Here is a 14164-nt window from a genome sequence, read left to right as displayed (position 1 = left end):
ACCTGCTCCAAAAGGCGTGGTCGGAAACGTATTTTTGGCTGGAAAAAGCACAAGAATATTTATGCCAGAACGCGTTCAAAACACCACAAAGAAAATCATGTAAAAACAAAACATTGGATGCGTGTTTTGAAAGGCTTAATTCTTAAGATCCTGTCTATGAGTAATATATATAGGAACATCACTTATATTTGAAAGTATATTTACAATTGGTATTTTGATGTCATACCTAGCATATAAGAGCCAGTTCGAATCCAGAGTTATTTCTCTTATAGATCAATTTATTTCTTTAAAAATGCTAGGTATTCATCTTGATAGGTTATCAGATATTGTTTTGAATGAAACAGAAGTTAAATCCGATGTTTTTTGTAGCAAAAAAGAGATAGATTCAAATAATATAGAGATTAAAAACCTTTCATTTAAATATAAAGATAATGCTCCTTATTTAATGGAAAACTTATCTTTCAATATTCGTTCAGGAGATTCTGTTGTAATAACAGGTCCTTCTGGATGTGGTAAGTCAACATTATTAAATTTGATGATGGGCAACATCCAACCTACTGATGGAAAAGTAATAATAGGAGATTCTGTAGTTCATGAATCCCATATTAATAATATTAGGAAACATATAGGTTATGTTGCTCAAGATGATATATTATTTTCCGGTTCAATTATTGACAACATAACCTTTTTCGATGAGAATCCAGATATGGAAAAAATCATTAATTGCACAAAAATCTCAGCAATACATGATGATATAATAAGAATGCCAATGAAATACGAAACATTAGTTGGGGATATGGGAACCACTTTATCTGGCGGACAAAAACAAAGACTATGTTTAGCAAGAGCATTATATAAAAACCCTAAAATTTTATTTTTAGATGAAGCAACTAGCCATCTTGATGTTGAAAATGAAAAGATTATTTCATCTAATCTTAAAATGTTAAACATTACAAAAGTCATGGTGGCTCATAGAAAAGAAACTATTGAGTCAGCAAACAAAATCATTAAATTATAACATATGTGAAATTGAAAATCATATCCGTTTTACAACAATGGGTCATTCTAAAAATAAACTTTATTTGAAGGAAACCTCAAAAAACAACAGATTAATTAACTCGATATATGGACGCCAACTTAATTTAAATGGGTGGATGAGTTTTTCTGAAAACGTAGTCACAAACATATGTTCGACTTCAATAAGTCCTGATGAAAATCCGTACTCTCTGTCCTCATTAATTCAACAGTCTCGGTAGACTGATCGGATTACCAAGTTCACAGAGAGTCGGTACTACCTATTAGTAATTACATCAAATTATGGACTTTTGCTACATAAAAGGTTACCCATCAAGCGTCATAACTCGATTGTTGGTTGACCAGCACACACGCTATTTGGGAATTTTTATTTATTCTGTTCAAGAAAAATTGGATACTTTCTCGAAGTCTCAGCAGTATTCTCCAGAATACTCAAGATGCTCAAAGTCAATGGAAACTACTTGATATTACAAGGATCTGTCGCATCACTAATTGCCTTCTATCCATACTTTTTTATCCAGCTAAATACAATAATACTTGCCATTGTCTTCACAGATCGGAGCAGCTATTTCTAATAGTCGCAACTTACTCTGATGGTATTCTGTCGTGAAATTTGATTGAGTGTGACAGCAGGGCGAGAGCGAGAACGTTTTTTGAGCTTAATTTGTATACAATGAAATCAAAGAAAGGGTAAAGATTACTCAATTCGGTCTTGTTAAAGTATCGACCAGTGTTTTATTTGCCCAACCCGTTCAAAATATAACCTTTCACGCTCTCACCCTGAGTGTGACAGTCAATTATGCGCTATTAGTTCAGATCAGTGAACGTATTAGATCTAGTGTGAATTAATACAATACAGCATTATTCATCCTCAATATTAAGGTAATATACCTGCCGGATATAACGCCCCCGTCCATCACCGTGCCCTAAATCCATTGACACCAGTGCCAGCGCTTCCCGCTCACTGAAACCCTGTGCGGTGTAATGTGCCCCGGATTGCTGGGCAAAATGGTAGCGCATGCTGTGTGGCGCTTGCTTACCCACCAGTCCGGCACGCCTGACCACGTAACGGTAACGGTCTATCGCCTGGTGAACCGTGGGTTTATCAATCAATCTGCCACTGCGTTCTGCTTGTTCGCGCTCGGCATAGGCAATAGCGTGTTGCAAGGCTTGCCGATCCAGTATGACCGTCTGCCTCGCCCGCCCGCCTTTGGTGCCAAACACCACCCGTACCGACGTATGACCGTTTTCCAGCGCTTTTTTCCAGGTGCCTAAAGATTTGTAGGCTTCCACCGCTTCTTTGGTACGTAACCCCAATACATACGCCAGCTGCATTACCGCTGCTACGCTCCGATCTCTTTGCTCGACCTGCTGAAAAGCCGCCTGAAATTCTGCCGGGGTTAATGCCATTTTTGTTCCCCGACGATCCGTATTGGCAATCCCCTGTGCCCGGTTGCTCAATCGCGGATTATCGGCTGCTGCCAGCTTGTGTTTCCCGGCTTGCGCTAAAATGGTCCGCAGGGCCGCCATTTCATTTTGCAGGGTCCGGTGGCTGATATGCTCGGCCTTTCGCTGTGCAATATAGTGCTTGATATATTTTGTTTTGAGGCTGTCCATCTGCCGGAGCTTAATGCCCTTGTCTTTCAGAAAATGAAGAAACTGCCGGGCAATCCGCTCACGATTTGCAACTGTCGCAAAACTCCCGCCCGCGTGTCGGGCATGGGTAATAAATTCTTTTCTGAACCGTTCAATTTTAGAACGTGCCGATTTCTGCGCCATCCTCGCATCTCCTTTTGATTTATTTATTTTTAAACAAGTCCCTGCGTGCCGGTTCAGGTTCACCGTTCCGTGGTGCGTCAGACAATGTGTAGCAAGGCGAAGTTATGTTGAGTTTTTGCAGGAGCTCGCGACGTGCTCAGCACAGCGATGACATGCTCCCCGTTCAGGGCCTGATTCAGTCAGGATGAACGCCTCATTATCGTGACGTGGGTAATTTCTCCTTTTTTCGGTATCAGCCTGTTGTCAGGCAGTGGGTTAAAAAACAAACGAAACAAGTCGATGCAGACAGAAAAAGACCCGTAATATCGGGTGACTGTGAGTAATACGGGGATCAAACGGGTCGTAAAGATAGGCCGGACGTGCTCTGGACGTTGGCCGCTTAGCGGCGTCACTTGGTAATCGCTGCGCTTTTACCCAAGTGACGCCGCACCACCGTGGACGCTGAAATGCTTAATGGCTTCTGTTCCTGTTACCTAACGGTTGTACAGGATTCAGGACGTTTATCGAAAGTTGCTCAAAACGCAGGTGAATATTTTTCAGAACGAGGCAAAGCAGATACTGCCCGTATTGCGTGGTAAGCCGGTTGTGGATCACACCGGATAACTTTCATCGCCGGACGGAGGATTGTTGTCTGACGATATCTGCTTCCAAAAGTGCACAGATGTACCGCATGGTAATGCTCTCCCTTGCAGGCTACGGGAGTTTTATAACCGATTTAGCGGCTATGTACCATCAGTGATGGCGAGTAATCGGGTTTAGGTTATCGCTTTTTTCAGTCTACAGCAATTGAATACTAGGATGTGTTGATGTTTAGTGTTCATAAATCAATCAACCCACATGGGCAGCCAGACAATGATAAATACCAGTGCCAATATACTGACATAATTTCGTTCTAATTTATTGTATCTCGTTACTATCGCAAGAAAATGTTCAATCTTGGCAAACGTATGCACTACTAGATGTCGATAACGGTATAACTATTTGTCTATCTGTTTTTCTGTTTTTCTGTTTTTTTGATTTCTGACTATTTTTTCAATATAGAATAACAGGGGGTTGTCCCTCTTTTTTTGATGGCCTTTCTGAAGGCTTCGCTGCTGTAGTCTTTATCTGCAATCATAAAATCGGATGATAGGGGAGTTATTCACCAAACTTTTTGTGAGTTAGTTATTTTGCTGCAAATGTATTTATACCTGTGAGATTAGCAGTGAAGTTCCACAATTTTAAAGCTTCCGATGGATCAATTGCATATTCACAAACACCGATAAAGGGGTCTTTATAATCTGATGCTAGCCCGATAATGTCACAATCTTCACAATAAAGTCCCCCCAATCCATTCAAGGCCGGGCTTGTTGCTGCCCATACTTCAGTTGCAGCTCCTTGCGCTGGAGATTTAAAGGTTGGATCAATAGGATTACCATCCTTATCCATCCATCCCTCATTCGCCATCTCTTCATAAGATAGATGCCGCTGGAGTGGGGTAAAGATTTTTCCCGGATGTAAAGAAAATGCTCTAATATTTCTATTTTTCCCATAGTTATCCAGTTGGAATGCAAAAAGTATGTTAGCGGTTTTAGATTGTGCGTATGCTACCCATTTGTCATAACCACGGATAAACTGAATATCATCCCATCTGATTGGAGAATTATGATGTCCAGCAGATGAAACGCATATTACTCTCCCTCCAGATCGAATCTGGTCCCATATGAGATTCACTAGTACATAATGACCAATATGATTTGTTGCAAATTGAGATTCCCATCCGGGCCCAACGCGCTTTTCTGGAGAAGCCATGATACCAGCATTACAAATCACATAATCAAAGACATGCCTATTTGCATGAACATAAACTGCAAATGTACTGACAGAACTTATATCCGAAAGATCCAAAGGAAGAATAGTAATATTAGTCAGTTCGCTTAAGGCATCAGAAGCAATTCCTATATCTCTTGCCCCTACGACTACATGGACACCTGCTTCTGACAACGCTTTAGTAGCCTCATATCCCAGTCCAGAATGTCCACCAGTGATAAGCGCTTTCTTGCCTTTAATATCAATACCTTTAAGTACATCTGAGGCTGTTGATGACGCATTAAATCCTGAATTGATCGGTTTTTGGATTCTCATAGATCCCCCCAATAACTATTTTAAGATAATTCGGCTCTCGTATGCGGAGTATAAAATTCTTCCAGCGCAGCAACTTCATCATTGCTAAGAGCGATATTCATACAACGAGCATTGTCTATAATTTGTTCAGTCGATGTCACTCCAACGATTGGTGAAGCGATTGATGGTTTAGATAGTAACCAGGCTAAAGCTACATGTGCGGGCTTACACTCTTTACTGACTGCAATTTCATTTAGAACAGAAATGATTTTCTCGTCACTCTGCTTTGCTGACTCGTATAACCATGACAATACTTTGTCTGTTTGCGAACGAATAGTATCTGTATGACTTGCTAGTTTACCTCTGGCCAATGGACTCCATGGTGTAACACCAATTCCTTCAGAAACACAATAAGGAAGCATTTCTCTTTCTTCTTCTCGATTGATGAGGTTGTAATGATTTTGCATACTGATAAACTGACTCCAACCGTTCATTTTGGCGACAAATTGCGCTTTGATAAATTGCCAAGTTCTCATTGACGAAGCACCGATATATCGAACTTTACCTGACTGAATCAAATCATATAAAGCCAGCATAGTCTCTTCAATAGGCGTGTTATCGTCCCATCGATGAATGATATAAAGATCAACATAATCAGTTTGAAGCCGTTTTAAACTGGCATCAATTTGAGTAAATATTTCTTTGCGTGATAATCCTCCAGATAAAGGAGAATCAATCATTTTTTCATAAACTTTTGTGGCTATAACCACATCCTCACGTTTAGCATGTTTCTTCAAACATGCTCCCAAGATTTCTTCACTTGAACCAAGCGAATAAACATTAGCAGTATCAAAAAAATTTATACCTAATTCTAATGACTGAGTAATAATTTTCTCACTTTGGATATAGTCCAGAGTCCAAGTATGTGCCCCCTTAGCTGAATCGCCGAAAGACATACATCCCAGAGCAAGCCTGGATACAATTAGCTCTGATTTTCCTAATTGACAGTATTGCAATTGCTTTTCCTCAATCATTAAGCTCGGCAAGTCTAGACCACGAAGTTTCTTTTTCATCAAGTGGTATATCGAGACTTGCCAAATACATAGCAGTCATCCAACAATGTCCTGCGAGATGAGTAGCATCGGCAATTTCACCTTGTGAATAGAATTCATTCAAATTGCGAAATGATGATGCTGAAGCTTTTCCCGCTAGAATGCACTCTGTGATGTATTTCACCATAGCCTTTCTCCGTGGATCCATCGCCTCATAGTTTCCATCCTCAATATCATTAATTTCCTGTTCTGTCAGGCCTGCCTTAATAGCAAGTGGATAATGAATAATTCGCTCAAACTCGCTATTAACCAGTTTGGCAACACGCATAACAATAATTTCACGCTCATAGTCATTCAGATATCCTTTTGTCAGAGCAGCTCCTAATGCAAGATGAGATCCGGCAGAACACTTGGTTAAAAGCAAACTTCGAGTCAAGTTTGAAGGAAATTTCTCATATACACTGAGCTGTTCTTGTGTCATATCCTGAACTTCAGTGAGTTTGACTAATGTATTACTCATTCTTTTCTCCTTTATACAGGTTGTTGGTTAATCTTTTTGTTGAGGATATTGAAAACCTCATTTGATGAAATACCATTAATATCAACTAGATCAGAGATAAATCCATCCGGTCTGACGATGATACAAACAGAATTAGCGGGTAGAAGGTCTTTGATGAATCCCAAGACTTTCCCACTCAAATTAACGAGATTCGCACCGATAACAGTCTTTGTGGCTGAATTAAAATATTTCACCCACTCTGAATAGATATAATGATTACCCGGCCAGAAAAAAATTGTATGCTTAGTGAGGCTTAAATGTGGTGAAAGTGTACTCTTATTCCATTCAAGAGGTATTCGTCTTCCTGACTCAAGTTTCGTTATTCCTTCAGACAACTCTCCATGAGGAATATCGATCTGTGCAATTCTGGGTGTAATAAATCTATCTACGATGCCAGTTCTTGATACAATTCTGAACGCAAAATCACGAGTAAAGATTGCTGGAAGCTTCTTATACAAACTTACATTTGCAAGAAATGTAGATAATTTTGATGTGCGTTTAATCCCATTCATTCGTTCAGTTGAATAGCTCTCCAAGAGAGACGAATCATACTCATTACGTATAACACCAGCCAATTTCCAGCTCAGATTTACTGCATCCTGAAAACCACTATTCATCCCTTGAGCACCAGATGGACTCATAACGTGAGCCGCATCACCAACGAGGAAAACATTTTGAGACCGGTAAGAAGAAGCAGATCTTACATGGGCATTAAAAATACCGCAGAAATTCATATGCCCTAAAGTCTTATTACCCGGGACTCTGTCATTGAGCAGTTTATTGAAAAATTGACGATTAATTTCTCCCGTGTAATTAGTAGGAACACTAGCCCCTACACGGAATAACCCATCACCAATTGGTGCTAAAACCATGTTACCTGAACGATGGAGGTAATAACCGACTTCGCGGCTGGTTGACTCACTTACAAGTTCAGCATCAGTAATAGCAAGTCTAGTTTCCATCTGATATCCATCAAAACCAAATCCAAGACACTCCCTGACTCGGCTTGAATATCCATCAGCACCAATTACCCACGGATATGACTCATGATATATATGGCCAACATTATCTTGTAAGGTAACATTGACTACATCGTTATCATTATATCCATCTATAAATTCACAACCATATTCAATGAATACTCCACTTTCATTGAGCCTATCTTCTAATATTCTCTCTGTTTTCCACTGAGGTATGGTAATTCCATAGCGATAATTAGTGTATTTCAGCCTATCAAACCTGATATTACCAATCATTTTCTTATTAGAATAATAATTCATTTGATCGAAGTAATGTCCCGTCTCAATAATTCTATTTGAGACTCCTGTCCGTGATAATATCTCCAACACGCGAGGCCAGATAATTGTAGCTTTAGAATGAGGTGAATATCGAGGATGTTTAGATATAATTCTTGTTTCAATACCAAATAAAGAAAGTTCAAGGGCTGTCAACATTCCTACCGGACCGGCCCCCACAATCAATACCGGATTATCATTCCTAATGATTTTCATGAAGTTGGCTCCGCTTCTTGCTTGTGTAATAAAGGGTTAATACTAATACTGAAAAAATTAAGCAAATAGCAGATATCACAAGCAAGGCAATTGATGTCGAGGCTGTTAGCTTACTTCCTACTCCGTTGATAAAGCGATTATTCATAATTATATATGCCCCCCTCCCACCTGACATTTTATTATTTAATAACGTAATCACAGTAGACACTAATGGGATTGAAATTGACTCCCCACCAATTCGAAATGTGTTAAAAGTCCCCGCAGCCAATCCTGACTGATAAGCTTCGACAGAGTTAACTGCAACACCATCAAGGTACGACAACGATATTCCGAAAGAACTACCTAATAGGAACATAGCAGCACAGTAAGATAATATTTCTTTACTGCCAATAACATCACTTAGGTATAATGGAGATACAATTAGAAGAGCCAATGTAGCTTTTAATAAACAACCATCATTAAATAAACTTCTGAATTTAGTAATGATTGGTGGAAACATGAAAGAAGGCAAAGTTGCAACAGTCATAACTACGCCTACCTGAAAATTTGTGAAACCAGTAGTAACCTTTAAATAATACGGAAAATAGAACATGATACTTATATATCCGAAGCCAAGAAGCAATGTTGTTATGCTCATGGATGAAAAAGTCCTATTTTTGAAAATAGCCAAGTCTAAAACAGGATTTTTAGCTATTTTTTCAATTCGGCACAGAGCTAGGACACATACTAGGGATACAACAATTAGGGATATTGTTTTTCTGTCAGTCATTGACCATACAGGTAAGAATGATATAAGTGATACGGTTGAAAGAAGAAAAAGAGTCAGAACTATTCCGCCAAGCCAGTCAAATTTAGAATATACATATCTAGTTTTATCTCTAACATAGATTAATGAAATAAAAAGTAATAATAAAATTAATGCAGCAATAATACTGAAAATAGTCCATCCACTCTGGATATAATTAAATCCAGAGGCAACTAAAGGACCAGCAATCATACCTAACCCTAAAAAAACACCAAAGATCGAGAATGCTTTTTCCCTTTTAGCCTCATAAATATGTGAAGCCAATAATGAAGTAGCAGATGTTGTTACTGCTGCGGCAGCTATGCCACAAATTGCTCTGAAGAGTAAAATATACCCATAGCTATCAACTATGCCACCCAATAGGAAACCTACAGAGAAAAAAAACAGTCCAAATAGAAAAATATTTTTCCGCCCTACAAAATCAGAAAGAGAGCCGGTAACTGGCAGGAATGCTCCATACATGACCATAAAAATATTAATGAACCATTGTGCTTCCTGATAGGTAAGGGAATAATGTTTCATCAAAGATACGTTTAATATACTGGAGGATGTAATTGTCAGTGGAATTATAAACATTGACAAACATACAGTCAGTAAAATATGTATATCTGTTTTATTAAATTTAACCTTGGTCATATTGATCTCTAAAAACATTTACTAAAAATAATTTAATCGAAAAACTTCCGTACTAATTACAGAATCTCTGGTTTGATCAATAAAACTAAGGGTGTAGTCTTTATTCATATGAAGATCAATGTATTTCTGAGACTCCCAACGTTCTATGAGAACATATTTATCTTCGAAGGTATAGAAATCAAAAACATCGCAACCCTCTTCCTGTAAAGTTATCTCACAAAGAATAGATAATTTTTCCCCAAAAGACCTGAATACAGATGCATTTGGTTTAATAAAAACAACTATATTAATACTCACATTTTACCTCAAAATTAAATTAACATTTAACTTAACCACATGAAAACCTCCTTTTCCATCCGTATCTAAAATATGGAATGTACAATTATCAAGAAAGGAAAATTTATTGTTAACATGCAACACATATTGCATAAAAAGAGAAATAATTCCTCCGTGGGATATCACAAGAACATCCTCTTCATCTAAATGAAAATTAACTATCCTTTTCATCTCTCCAGAGAATCTCTCCAAGCAATTATCAACACTTTCACCATGTTCAGGCGTGAAATTCCTTTCTCCCAGCTTTTTAATAAAGCCACACCAACGGATACTATCTTTATACTTCCCGTCAAGAATACCCAGATGGCGTTCTTTTAGATTTTCACGCATCGTTACATTTACCCCAATAACTGAAGATATGATATTAGCCGTTTGAATTGCTCTAATATAATTTGAGCAATAAATAAATCTAATACCAAAACCTCTCATTTTAGGCGCAATACTGCTCACATTTTTGATACCAGTTTCACATAAGGGAATATCAGTTTGCCCTAACACTCTTCCCATCAAGTTGTAACTGGTATTTCCATGCCTCATCAAATAAATCATGTTACATTAACATTATTATTCAAAATTGTATCTATCGATTCATCAATAGACATTTCTGAGGACAGAATCCCATCGGGAATTATAAGATTAAATTCTTTTTCTAGTATTACTGAAATTTCTAACAAAGTTAAAGAATCCAATTCAAGGTCTTCGTAAATAGCATCTTGAGTCACGTTGTCAACTGAAACATAGTACTTACCTATAAGAAGAGACTTAATACGTTCAAAAATAATAGTTTTCATATTTCACTCCATTTAGTCAGTTCAAAACCATGGATTTAAATACAGAATTAGGCCATTTAATAACAGCGGCTCCCCATGTAATCCCTCCACCAAATGCAGTAATAACAATTTTATGACCAGGTTTTATTGTATTATTTCTGGCATAGACAGCTAGTGTAAGTGGTATCGATGCAGCTGAGGTATTTCCGAATTCTTCAAGACTCATTAAAGCTTGTGTTTCTTTCAAATCAAATAACTTAGTTAATGTATCTATTATTCTCTTATTTGCCTGATGTGGAACAATATAATCTATTTCATTTTTATTAGTATTACTGAGTGCCAAAACTCTTTGAACAGAATTCTTCATATACGAAATAGCTTTCAAAAAAACCTCTTTACCTTCCATTTTGAAATATGAAGATGTTGAAATTTTTTCTTTGTTCCCTGAAAGCTTAGATTCACTTCCACCATTTAATATGGTAATCAGATTTTCATACTCACCGTCACTTCCTGTATAAGTGGAAAGGATATTTTCTTCATCTCCTTGTTCAAGAATCACAGCTCCCGCACCATCACCAAATAACGGGTAGGTGGCTCTATCACTTTTATCCAGAATTGTAGTAAAAACATCTGCACCAATAAGCATTAATCTTTTAGATTTTCCAGATCTTATAAATGACTCGGCTAGTTCAAGCCCATATACAAAACCAGTGCAAACTGCATTTATATCGAATGCCCTAATTTTTCCTAATCCTAGCATTGTTGCAACTTTAGGAGCCGTAGCTGGGCATAACCTGTCCGGTGTTGAAGTAGCCACAATTAACGTATCAATATCAAAATTATTTTCAAGATTCATACTAGATAATGCAGCTTTACCCGCTTTAAAAGCCAAATGACTTGTATGCTCGCCTTCAGTTGCATGAAATCTGTTTTTTATTCCTGTCCTTGTTGTTATCCATTCATCATCGGTATCCAAATACTCTGAAATGCCTTTATTTGAAACTTGATTTTTAGGTAGTGATGCGCCTAATCCAACAATTTTTACTGCCATAACTGCCTCAATGATTTAGTTGATGTGCGACAGAGCATCTAACCTGAATATTATTAAGGTTCGCAACAATGTCAGCACTTCTCCACTTATAGTTTCCTTTGGATATCAAATTTGTATTCTCCAAAGTTACTTCCAGTGTTCCAGAATTTTTGTGATTATATGCATCAGTTTCATTTAATTTTATGTTACGCATCCAGAGATTATTAGATTCTTCCCTAGTAATACCATCTAATTCATACAGAAGAATTTGTCCAATCTGTAAACTTGAAACGAAAGCATCTATATAATCAATATAATCGGTTTTTCTCCCAAAAATAGTCTTGACTACTAAAGATTTACTTTTGCATTTCCCCTCTAATAAAATATCCTTTATTTCATGATTTGAATTTTTAAATTCCCTACGACTAAAAAAAGGAGTTAGTAATATATCATTATATTCTCCCTTCTCAATTTCAAGTTGAGATTTCATATTTCCAATTTTTCCCTGTAAATAAATCACACCTTCCTCTTCACAATAATCCAGATCAAATTTAATTGGAATGTCTGCCAGTTTTTTAACAGGTTTATGCGATGCGAAGATCATCATGGAAGTTATTTTATAATAACAATTTCCAAATTGATTAAGTAATTTTCCACTTGCATAAGCAGACATTAATATCACGTCCACACTGCTTAAGTGAGGGTTAAGATTTTTTTTATTTTTAATAGACCAGTCATCAGGATAAATTAGTGTCAGCATAGAGCTATATTCATTATCAATGATAACTTCATCTTTTATCTCATAATCAACTTTCTTATAACCAGAACTAAAGAAACGAGTTTTTGACGATCCTAAATAAGAATCAGCATTGATCAGTTTTTTCATGGGATAACCTTCTTACTTTAGCTCATTATTACGAAATGATTTTCGCTACTTCTTGTGATTTTTCCCTGAAATAAAAATGATCACCATCAAAGGTATTTTCTCTGAATTTTTTATTTGTGTAGTTACTCCAAAGTTTCATATCATCTTCTGAAGCCAAAAAATCTTTTTTTGCTGATAGTGCATGAATTTCGCAATTAATCCTAGGGTAAATTACTCGATCATAGTAACTTAATATTCTGAGATCACTGATAATTTTGTATTTTTCTTTCTTCAATCTGGTTGGATTGTTTAAAACTACTGTAGGCAATCCCCCTAAACGAACAATGTTTTCGAATGCATTATCTCCTGAACTAAATATCGTAGATTTAACTAATAATTCAGGAGGCTTACATGCAGATACAACTAACTTATGAATATTTAGTCGATTACCGCATAATATTGCCAATTCGTAGGCAATGATAGCTCCAATACTGTGGCCAAAAAAAGTTATTTTTTCCTCAAACTCTTTGAGCTGTGCTTTGAGCTGTGCTTCAATTTTTTCCAAAAAAACCTTAAAAAAGGTGGTAGAGTTTTTTGACATCAACAAAAATGCGCTACTTGAGTAGTTCATAGAAATAATTCGCACTCCTTTAGATAAATGTTTTTTAACAATATCAAAGGAGTCTTTATTTCCACCTGCGTATGGAAAACAGACTAATATATTCTGTTCACTCATGATAAATCCTATTATAACAACTATAACCATACGATATTAGAAAGAAATATCTAATAATCCATTCGCTAACGTATTAATATACCTTGACACAAATCATGACATTCAATAGACACACACGTCAACAAAAAGCACAAATATATTGAGTTTATGTTTACATATAATGTAAAAAAAATTATGTATTATAGAAAAAAACACCTTTACCCAATGTGGTATCATGATGAAAAAAATAAATAATTTTCACAAACATACAAAAATTAAAATTTTAAGGTAAATTTTCCCGATAAGATCAGCTAGATGCATATTAATTCCAATAATGTATGACCATGTTTATTTTAAATAACATGCGATATAGCATTTAATTGATATTAGATAAATTTCATTACAACTCATTTAAATTCAATTAAATATAAAGTAATGCATATTAGCATATGTGATCCCGATTATAATTTATGAATACCCATATGTTTAATGCTAGAATAATACAATAAATGCAACTGGCGAGTATTTAGAAGTAAGTCAAATTATGATATATTTTCAGTCCCTCAAAATAACAGTCTGATATGAAAGTACAAAACGGACATTACCAGTTGTGTATTACCATGAAAGAGATCAAGTAATACGCACCAGTAATTGACTCAGCAAGAGATAAAAAATATCCCTTAAATTTTAAATTTCAGTTTAACTATTTCCCTTTCGACATCATCTTCTGCATCACCATCTGACCGAACATGCCAGCGGATTGCCGGACCTGCCCCACGCCCTGACTCATCATGCCCCCCACATCACCCATCCGCACGCCGGCCCAGGCCAGTGCGCCCAGCCAGACCATCGGCAGCACAATAAACAGCGTCCCCGTCACCAGTCCCATGATTAAATCATCCGAGGTGTTCTGCATGCCCGCCAGATTAAACAGACTGTGGGTGTCTGAGCCATACAGGGCATCCAGC

At 36.9% G+C, this 14164-nt stretch carries 14 protein-coding genes and 2 pseudogenes; 2 read left to right on the top strand and 14 right to left on the bottom strand.

The features are described from left to right. Positions 1–217 precede the first annotated feature (217 nt). Positions 218–1018: an ATP-binding cassette domain-containing protein gene (locus Xinn_RS17700; RefSeq protein WP_099137717.1), complete on the top strand. Its 801-nt coding sequence runs from the start codon at positions 218–220 to the stop codon at positions 1016–1018. A gap of 878 nt (positions 1019–1896) precedes the next feature. On the opposite strand, the gene Xinn_RS17695 is transcribed toward Xinn_RS17700, so the two are convergent. Beyond that, positions 1897–2814 carry an integrase domain-containing protein gene (locus Xinn_RS17695; protein WP_086955741.1) on the bottom strand — a complete coding sequence of 306 codons (918 nt, stop codon included), beginning with the start codon at positions 2812–2814 and terminating at the stop codon, positions 1897–1899. Positions 2815–3260: 446 nt separating this feature from the next. Here Xinn_RS17695 and Xinn_RS23210 point away from each other — a divergent pair, with 446 nt between their 5' ends. Further along, the gene (locus tag Xinn_RS23210; RefSeq protein WP_280176151.1) at positions 3261–3392 is read left to right on the top strand and encodes a hypothetical protein; all 132 of its coding nucleotides are present in this window, start codon (positions 3261–3263) and stop codon (positions 3390–3392) included. Positions 3393–3638: 246 nt separating this feature from the next. Here Xinn_RS23210 and Xinn_RS23560 read toward each other — a convergent pair. The 13 genes and pseudogenes from Xinn_RS23560 to Xinn_RS17635 all read right to left on the bottom strand — a co-directional run. Continuing rightward, positions 3639–3821: pseudogene (locus tag Xinn_RS23560) on the bottom strand (IS5/IS1182 family transposase); the annotation flags it as partial. 157 nt (positions 3822–3978) lie between these two features. Beyond that, positions 3979–4938: an oxidoreductase gene (locus Xinn_RS17690; protein WP_086955739.1), complete on the bottom strand. Its 960-nt coding sequence runs from the start codon at positions 4936–4938 to the stop codon at positions 3979–3981. 20 nt (positions 4939–4958) lie between these two features. Beyond that, positions 4959–5990: an aldo/keto reductase gene (locus tag Xinn_RS17685; RefSeq protein WP_339373512.1), complete on the bottom strand. Its 1032-nt coding sequence runs from the start codon at positions 5988–5990 to the stop codon at positions 4959–4961. Continuing rightward, positions 5944–6489, bottom strand: a complete 546-nt coding sequence (locus tag Xinn_RS17680) for a carboxymuconolactone decarboxylase family protein (RefSeq protein ID WP_086955737.1) — start codon at positions 6487–6489, stop codon at positions 5944–5946. Before Xinn_RS17680 ends, Xinn_RS17685 begins: the two co-directional genes overlap by 47 nt. Positions 6490–6500: 11 nt before the next feature. Beyond that, complete coding sequence (locus Xinn_RS17675) at positions 6501–8039, bottom strand: FAD-dependent oxidoreductase (protein ID WP_086955735.1); 1539 nt, start codon at positions 8037–8039, stop codon at positions 6501–6503. Further along, positions 8026–9480 carry an MFS transporter gene (locus Xinn_RS17670; protein ID WP_169923608.1) on the bottom strand — a complete coding sequence of 485 codons (1455 nt, stop codon included), beginning with the start codon at positions 9478–9480 and terminating at the stop codon, positions 8026–8028. Before Xinn_RS17670 ends, Xinn_RS17675 begins: the two co-directional genes overlap by 14 nt. Positions 9481–9501: 21 nt before the next feature. Beyond that, positions 9502–9777 (bottom strand): putative quinol monooxygenase, encoded by a 276-nt coding sequence (locus Xinn_RS23555; RefSeq protein ID WP_086955730.1) that lies wholly within the window; start codon positions 9775–9777, stop codon positions 9502–9504. Positions 9778–9780: 3 nt separating this feature from the next. Continuing rightward, entirely contained in the window at positions 9781–10353 is a 573-nt protein-coding gene (locus Xinn_RS17660) for a histidine phosphatase family protein (RefSeq protein ID WP_186435665.1), read from the bottom strand. An 8-nt stretch (positions 10354–10361) separates the two neighbouring features. Continuing rightward, entirely contained in the window at positions 10362–10607 is a 246-nt protein-coding gene (locus Xinn_RS17655) for an acyl carrier protein (protein WP_086955727.1), read from the bottom strand. A 16-nt stretch (positions 10608–10623) separates the two neighbouring features. Continuing rightward, positions 10624–11637, bottom strand: a complete 1014-nt coding sequence (locus Xinn_RS17650) for a beta-ketoacyl-ACP synthase III (protein WP_086955725.1) — start codon at positions 11635–11637, stop codon at positions 10624–10626. 7 nt (positions 11638–11644) lie between these two features. Then, a complete protein-coding gene (locus Xinn_RS17645) occupies positions 11645–12502 on the bottom strand; it encodes an AvrD family protein (protein ID WP_086955724.1) in 858 nt (285 codons plus the stop codon). 28 nt (positions 12503–12530) lie between these two features. Next, positions 12531–13217 carry a thioesterase II family protein gene (locus Xinn_RS17640; protein WP_169923606.1) on the bottom strand — a complete coding sequence of 229 codons (687 nt, stop codon included), beginning with the start codon at positions 13215–13217 and terminating at the stop codon, positions 12531–12533. Positions 13218–13899: 682 nt separating this feature from the next. After that, positions 13900–14164: pseudogene (locus Xinn_RS17635) on the bottom strand (conjugal transfer protein TraG N-terminal domain-containing protein); the annotation flags it as partial.

It is taken from the genome of Xenorhabdus innexi, assembly GCF_002632485.1.
Taxonomy (GTDB): Bacteria; Pseudomonadota; Gammaproteobacteria; order Enterobacterales; family Enterobacteriaceae; genus Xenorhabdus; species Xenorhabdus innexi.
This window is presented reverse-complemented; position numbering and strand designations above follow the sequence as displayed.

Coding starts and splice junctions, on each gene's coding strand:
- Xinn_RS17680 (WP_086955737.1), bottom strand. CDS start 6,489: ATGAGTAATACATTAGTCAAACTCACTGAAGTTCAGGATATGACACAA.
- Xinn_RS17690 (WP_086955739.1), bottom strand. CDS start 4,938: ATGAGAATCCAAAAACCGATCAATTCAGGATTTAATGCGTCATCAACA.
- Xinn_RS17695 (WP_086955741.1), bottom strand. CDS start 2,814: ATGGCGCAGAAATCGGCACGTTCTAAAATTGAACGGTTCAGAAAAGAA.
- Xinn_RS17670 (WP_169923608.1), bottom strand. CDS start 9,480: ATGACCAAGGTTAAATTTAATAAAACAGATATACATATTTTACTGACT.
- Xinn_RS17660 (WP_186435665.1), bottom strand. CDS start 10,353: ATGAGGCATGGAAATACCAGTTACAACTTGATGGGAAGAGTGTTAGGG.
- Xinn_RS17650 (WP_086955725.1), bottom strand. CDS start 11,637: ATGGCAGTAAAAATTGTTGGATTAGGCGCATCACTACCTAAAAATCAA.
- Xinn_RS17655 (WP_086955727.1), bottom strand. CDS start 10,607: ATGAAAACTATTATTTTTGAACGTATTAAGTCTCTTCTTATAGGTAAG.
- Xinn_RS17675 (WP_086955735.1), bottom strand. CDS start 8,039: ATGAAAATCATTAGGAATGATAATCCGGTATTGATTGTGGGGGCCGGT.
- Xinn_RS23210 (WP_280176151.1), top strand. CDS start 3,261: ATGCTTAATGGCTTCTGTTCCTGTTACCTAACGGTTGTACAGGATTCA.
- Xinn_RS17700 (WP_099137717.1), top strand. CDS start 218: ATGTCATACCTAGCATATAAGAGCCAGTTCGAATCCAGAGTTATTTCT.
- Xinn_RS17685 (WP_339373512.1), bottom strand. CDS start 5,990: ATGAAAAAGAAACTTCGTGGTCTAGACTTGCCGAGCTTAATGATTGAG.
- Xinn_RS17640 (WP_169923606.1), bottom strand. CDS start 13,217: ATGAGTGAACAGAATATATTAGTCTGTTTTCCATACGCAGGTGGAAAT.
- Xinn_RS17645 (WP_086955724.1), bottom strand. CDS start 12,502: ATGAAAAAACTGATCAATGCTGATTCTTATTTAGGATCGTCAAAAACT.